Origin of the sequence: Streptococcus sp. HMSC062H02 (genome assembly GCF_001813005.1) — a bacterium.
Lineage (GTDB): Bacteria > Bacillota > Bacilli > Lactobacillales > Streptococcaceae > Streptococcus > Streptococcus oralis_S.
Map to the genome: position 1 here is coordinate 1 of NZ_KV811092.1, position 5,242 is coordinate 5,242.

Below are 5,242 nucleotides of genomic sequence, written 5' to 3' on the forward strand. Positions count from 1 at the left end.
CAAGTGCCATTCCGATGGTACCAGAGGAGTTGACAGAGAAAGACTTCTATAGCCGAGCAGCTGTATTAAGATTACTTGAAAAAGGGCAACTACCACTAGGATTGGATTTAGAAAACGTCGAGCCACTAAGTTGGGATTTATCTAAGGGGAACCTTTTGTATATTTTTGAGAAAGAATGGCAAAATAACAATATGATTCGACATATCTTATGTAACCTTTCTAAACTTCGTTTTGATACTACACTTCTTAGTGTATCGAAATCGCAAGAGCAATATAAGATTTCAAGTGGAATAAATTCAGATTTAGACCGGAAAGATAAGATAGAAGAAATTTTCGACTTGATTTGTGAAAATATAGATTTAGGAGAGATACTTAGTCAACCATATGTAGTAATATGGGATGGAATTGAAGAGTTAATTCAAGAGAACGAACTATTATCGGAAAAGATATTATATATCTTGAATTATGGCCCAAGAATAGGACTGTATAGTTTTATTACTACTATTCCTTCATTATCAAATAGTCTTAATGTAGTTTCTAAATTTATTAAACAACTTAAATATGCCATTGTAGAGTTGAGATTAAATGATCAAAAAATCATTAATGTCCCAAATGTAAAATATTCTGAAGCTCATTTGGAAAACTCGATTGCTTATATGGTTGATGATAAATTTTATCAAAAAATGAAGTTAATGAAAGGAGGAGATTATGAGTAAGAAGTATGATGTACTGATTCAACCTTTTGAATATCCGAAAGATAGGATTTATATAACATTGGGTTATAATTTTGGTTTCTCATTAAAGCATTATCAAATCAATCATGAAATTTATCAAATTAATCCTGCCTCGATACTATTTTTGGCTTTTTATAAAAAGAAGTTTGCTCAAGAAAAATTGGGTAAAATTATAGAAATCTCAGTTAATCCAGGGAATACCACTATATCTTTTGTTAGCACATCTAAGAAAATTGTAGAAGATTTTAAAAAGTTAAATCAGTTTATATTGTTTAATCCTGAAGACGAATTTGAAGAAAAGAAGAAGATATTTGTAGAGGAGTATTTAACTAAGGAAAATGAATTTCCTAATATTTTTAATTTCTCCATATTGGAGTTTTTAGGACAAAACAAACGATTTTCTAGGTATGAACTATTCAATCAGATTCAAAAAGTGACTCAGGATGAGGTGAATTTTGCTCAAAAAGTTCTTTTTGAAGCGATGGAAACAAAAGTATTTATTTTGGGAGATGTCAATGAAAAAGTCTGTCAATTATTGAAGGAAACAGTTCCCACTTCTAAACAAGATTGTAACCCTAAATCTATTTTCTTTCCTCTAACAGAGAAAGATATAGTAGCTAAAGAAGTATTAGTTCAGGAAGAAGGAAAGAGGGACTTACTGATACATTCAAATCCAAATCACCAAAGTGATAATGGGATGCTGTCTTTCTCAGCAGAGGATGTGTTTTTGGTTTACCAAATTTTATCAGAGCATTACAGAGATTTGCATCCCACTTTGTTAATCGATTGTGCAGACATGGGAATTCATATTGCGGGTATAAATAGAGTTGATTTATCTAAAATCGATGATGTAACGTTAACTACATACATAGATAGAATCAAAAAACAGCCAAGTTATTTAATAAAAGAAAGACCTAAACTATATTCTATGTTATTTGTAGTATTATGGCTATCAAAAATTGACTATATCGGGTATAATATTACTGTTACAAATCAATCCTTGAATGAGATTAGATACCTACTTTCAAAAGTTTTAGATGAAAGTTTGTTCTGTACAGTAAATAGTAATAAATAAAGGAGAATTGAAATGGCAGATCAAATATTAATTAACCCAGAAGGATTTCAGAAAGAGATTGATACTTTAACATCAACTAAAGAGTCTGTTTCAGATAATATATTGAGTATTGAAACAGATGGTCTAGAGTTAGAAACGGTTACACAGTTGAATGACATTATTAGTAAATTAAGCAGTGTGACAAAAAATTACAAGAAACTTTTAGCGCAAGATGCTAAAAATTTGGAAGTAATTAAATCTGAGTGGATGGCTTTAGATTCTTTTATTGGACTTCATGGAGAATGGATATCAGGTAGCAATAAAATTGGGAAAAAATGATTAATTTTTGGTACAATAGGAAAGGGACGATATGAAATTAGATAATTCTAAGATAAGTTCAATTGAAACGCTAGGGAGTAAGGCTTACACAAATTTAGAAACTCAATTATATAACGTAAATAAATCTTTAACAGTTTTAACTAAATCATTGAATTTTAAAGGACAAGGCGCAGAAAAGTACAAAGCATTTATGCAAGATAATTCTGTCAATGCAACTTATATTTTGTTACAAATAGGTAAGGATTTAAAAAATTATATTGAAAATATAAAAAAGGGGTTTTTAGAATTTGAATCAAACGAAACGGGTAAAGTATCAAGCTCAAGAGTTGAGGATATAAAAACTTCGTTTGGTGAAATTTTGAAATCTGTTTCTGTAGATATAGAGGATTTAGTTAGTAACGAATCTAAGGCTGCTGAATATATTTCTGTTAAATCTACCAATACTAATAACATAACAGATGGCTTCTCTACTATAGATACAAATTTGGAAACTGTTAACAGCGATTTTAAAACTAAAGACGATGAGTTATCAAAAGGTGCTGAAAGTATCCTGACTTCAATCAGTAAATTAGATAAAATGATTACAAATATTTTAAATAATTATGTTACACCTAGCGGAAAATATAATGAAGCAAAGTTTAAAAAGTTGAAACAGGAAAATTGGTACATCGAAGGGAATGCTTCTGTATTCGATGAAAAACAAAAAAAGGATCCGTATGTATATGATACAGCATATTTCTCATTAGCTAATGGACAATTAGCAAAAGGATGGGGAAAGGACTATTATGCTTACACGGATTATAATGCTATCAACGGGAGATATGAATCTAAAACTTCTAGCGGACAGGAAAGTCTACATGTAGACGGAAATGTATTATCAAATAAAACAGTGATCAAAGCTGGAGACTATTTCAATGTAGTGACGGAGAGTAAACTTCTCTATGCTGAAGCTGATAGTAGTGTTGGGAAAAATGGGTTCAAAACAAAGGTTGGACTTGGAGCAGGAGAAACGAAGCTACATACGGGTATATTAGATGATAATGCTTTTTTTGAGGCTAAAGTTACTGGTCCAGAAGCAAAAGCAGAAATTGCTGCCTATTCAGATGAGAATGAGTCGCAGCTTGGGTTTGATTTCTCAGCAAAGGGAGTAAAAGCAGATGCAAACTTAGGGTTTAAACTCTTTAAAAATGAACAGAGTGAGACACAAGATTCATTAATTGGAGCTAATGTTGGTTTAGAGGCTAATGAAGGATTCTCTGCTGCAGCTATGGTGAGCACTAAGAAACAGTATGACAGTGTTCTAGGGCAAGGATGGCTTGATGTTCATACAGTTACTATGAAGGCCGATTTTTCATTTATTTTTGGTGCGAAAGCAGAGATTACGTTACCTTATTTTACATTGGATTTTAAATAGAAAGGAGAAAAAATGAAGAAGCTGTTTGTTATAATTTTATTGTTAATACTTGGAGGTTGCTCTAATGGGATTCAAGGTAAAGGGGCTAATAAAAATGAGACGATTGTCAAGGAGGAGAGAAAATTGAAATTTGTAGTAGCACCACAATATGAAGGTCAAACGTCGGATTTAATTGAACTTGGTAAAAAATTGACCAAAGAACATCCAGAAATTGGAAGTAAGGGAAATATGGCTATCTACTTTACAGGAGCCGTCTCAGATGGTAGAGCAGCACTAATGCTCGTCAATAAAACTGATGTAGATATCAAAAAAGATTTGGAGTTTTCACTAAGCTGGTCTTATGAAGGCAAAACTATTTTTGATAATCAAAAGATTAGTTATACTATCAAGGATAGTGGTGAGCTACCTTCTTACACAACCACGTTAATTTTGTTACCACTTAATTCAGAACAATTGGAGCTTGTTGACTCGATGTCAGATCCATCTAAGATGACACTTTCAATGTCCGATGTGAAGAGCGTAGAATAAGATAGGAGTTGAATGTGACAACAGAAACCATTTTATTTTTATTTGCTACCATCGTCATTCTTTTATCCTTGATCTTTTTATCTGGTACATATCTCTACCTTTATTTTCGGGATAAAAAGATGGTACGTCTTGCCAAATCGTCTATTAAGGGAACGGTTGTGGGCTATAGTAATTTTCAGGCTGGGAATCCTCCGATTGTTGAATATACGGTTAACGGAACTACTTATAGCAAGCCATTACGGTATTTTATGATTAGAACGGTTTCGCTTCCATGGGGCCCTATAAGTGCATCTGATAACTTTACAAGAGAGGACATGTTGGCAAATTCCCTAACTTTTTATCGTAATTCTTTTATATCGTTTAATAACTTAATGCGAACGCATTTCCCAGTCTATTCGAAGATGACAGTATGGTATGATCCTGAAAAACCAAACAGGGCTTATGTGGAACGATACTGTGGAATCAACAAACTTTATAAATTGTTAGGCGTCGGTAGTGCTATATTGTTAATCATGGTCTACGCTGTTGTAGTGCTTGCTTATTTGTTAAAGAGGTGAGGTATAGATGTCAAAAGCTAGTCAACAAGCTGCAATTCAATCGCAGATTAGTTCAGCTCAATCAAAAAAAGAAGGTTATTTAGAAGAGGCAAAAAAAGTCAAGGAAATATATGACGAGTTACGGAAAATTAAAAGTGAATTTGTTAAGCAGAAAAAAGCTGTAGCTTCTAAAAAAGATGAATATGATGAATCTTGGACTGGAAATTTGCATGATACGAAATTTGTTACACCCGCAGGTAATCTGATTTCATATTTTGATTCTAGTATTAAGGCCATGGACGAAAATATTGATGAGTTACTCATAAAAATTAATGAGTATGAGAATAAAGCTTTGGAGATGGATGGACTTATTGGTCAGCTAGGAATATTGTTAAACAATATAAGTGGTTGGATTGAAAGTTTCTTCAACTAACTGCAAAATTTCATGAACCACCTGATTTTATTTCAGGTGGTTTTCTTTTGCTTTCCTCATCTTCTCACGGTAACACTCATATGGTATAATGGGATAAGGAAATTTTCCTTCTAGTACCTTGAAAATTCTATATTTTTCGCTTGTTTATCTGCTCTGCTATTTACAAAAAAATATCCTATCCCTCGCTGTTAACTTCCACCCTCA

At 32.5% G+C, this 5,242-nt stretch carries 6 protein-coding genes and 1 pseudogene; all 7 read left to right on the plus strand.

All coding sequences use genetic code 11. From position 1 onward, the window contains the following. A pseudogene (locus HMPREF2885_RS01450) lies at nt 1–716 on the plus strand (type VII secretion protein EssC); the annotation flags it as partial. Further along, nucleotides 709–1,809, plus strand: coding sequence for a hypothetical protein (locus tag HMPREF2885_RS01455; protein ID WP_070656892.1), 1,101 nt, complete (start codon nt 709–711; stop codon nt 1,807–1,809). The pseudogene HMPREF2885_RS01450 and the gene HMPREF2885_RS01455, both read left to right, overlap by 8 nt. Before the next feature lie 12 nt (nt 1,810–1,821). Further along, a complete protein-coding gene (locus HMPREF2885_RS01460) occupies nt 1,822–2,127 on the plus strand; it encodes a hypothetical protein (RefSeq protein ID WP_070656893.1) in 306 nt (101 codons plus the stop codon). Between the two features lie 31 nt (nt 2,128–2,158). Next, nucleotides 2,159–3,541: a T7SS effector LXG polymorphic toxin gene (locus HMPREF2885_RS01465; protein WP_070656894.1), complete on the plus strand. Its 1,383-nt coding sequence runs from the start codon at nt 2,159–2,161 to the stop codon at nt 3,539–3,541. A gap of 12 nt (nt 3,542–3,553) precedes the next feature. Beyond that, nucleotides 3,554–4,069: a hypothetical protein gene (locus HMPREF2885_RS01470; protein WP_070656895.1), complete on the plus strand. Its 516-nt coding sequence runs from the start codon at nt 3,554–3,556 to the stop codon at nt 4,067–4,069. A gap of 14 nt (nt 4,070–4,083) precedes the next feature. Continuing rightward, nucleotides 4,084–4,626, plus strand: a complete 543-nt coding sequence (locus HMPREF2885_RS01475) for a hypothetical protein (protein WP_070656896.1) — start codon at nt 4,084–4,086, stop codon at nt 4,624–4,626. A gap of 7 nt (nt 4,627–4,633) precedes the next feature. After that, nucleotides 4,634–5,038, plus strand: coding sequence for a DUF5082 family protein (locus HMPREF2885_RS01480; protein ID WP_070656897.1), 405 nt, complete (start codon nt 4,634–4,636; stop codon nt 5,036–5,038). The last annotated feature ends 204 nt before the right edge of the window (nt 5,039–5,242 follow it).

Bases quoted from the DNA above. Each gene is read 5' to 3' on its own strand.
- HMPREF2885_RS01455 (WP_070656892.1), top strand. From the start codon at position 709: ATGAGTAAGAAGTATGATGTACTGATTCAACCTTTTGAATATCCGAAA.
- HMPREF2885_RS01460 (WP_070656893.1), top strand. From the start codon at position 1,822: ATGGCAGATCAAATATTAATTAACCCAGAAGGATTTCAGAAAGAGATT.
- HMPREF2885_RS01480 (WP_070656897.1), top strand. From the start codon at position 4,634: ATGTCAAAAGCTAGTCAACAAGCTGCAATTCAATCGCAGATTAGTTCA.
- HMPREF2885_RS01465 (WP_070656894.1), top strand. From the start codon at position 2,159: ATGAAATTAGATAATTCTAAGATAAGTTCAATTGAAACGCTAGGGAGT.
- HMPREF2885_RS01470 (WP_070656895.1), top strand. From the start codon at position 3,554: ATGAAGAAGCTGTTTGTTATAATTTTATTGTTAATACTTGGAGGTTGC.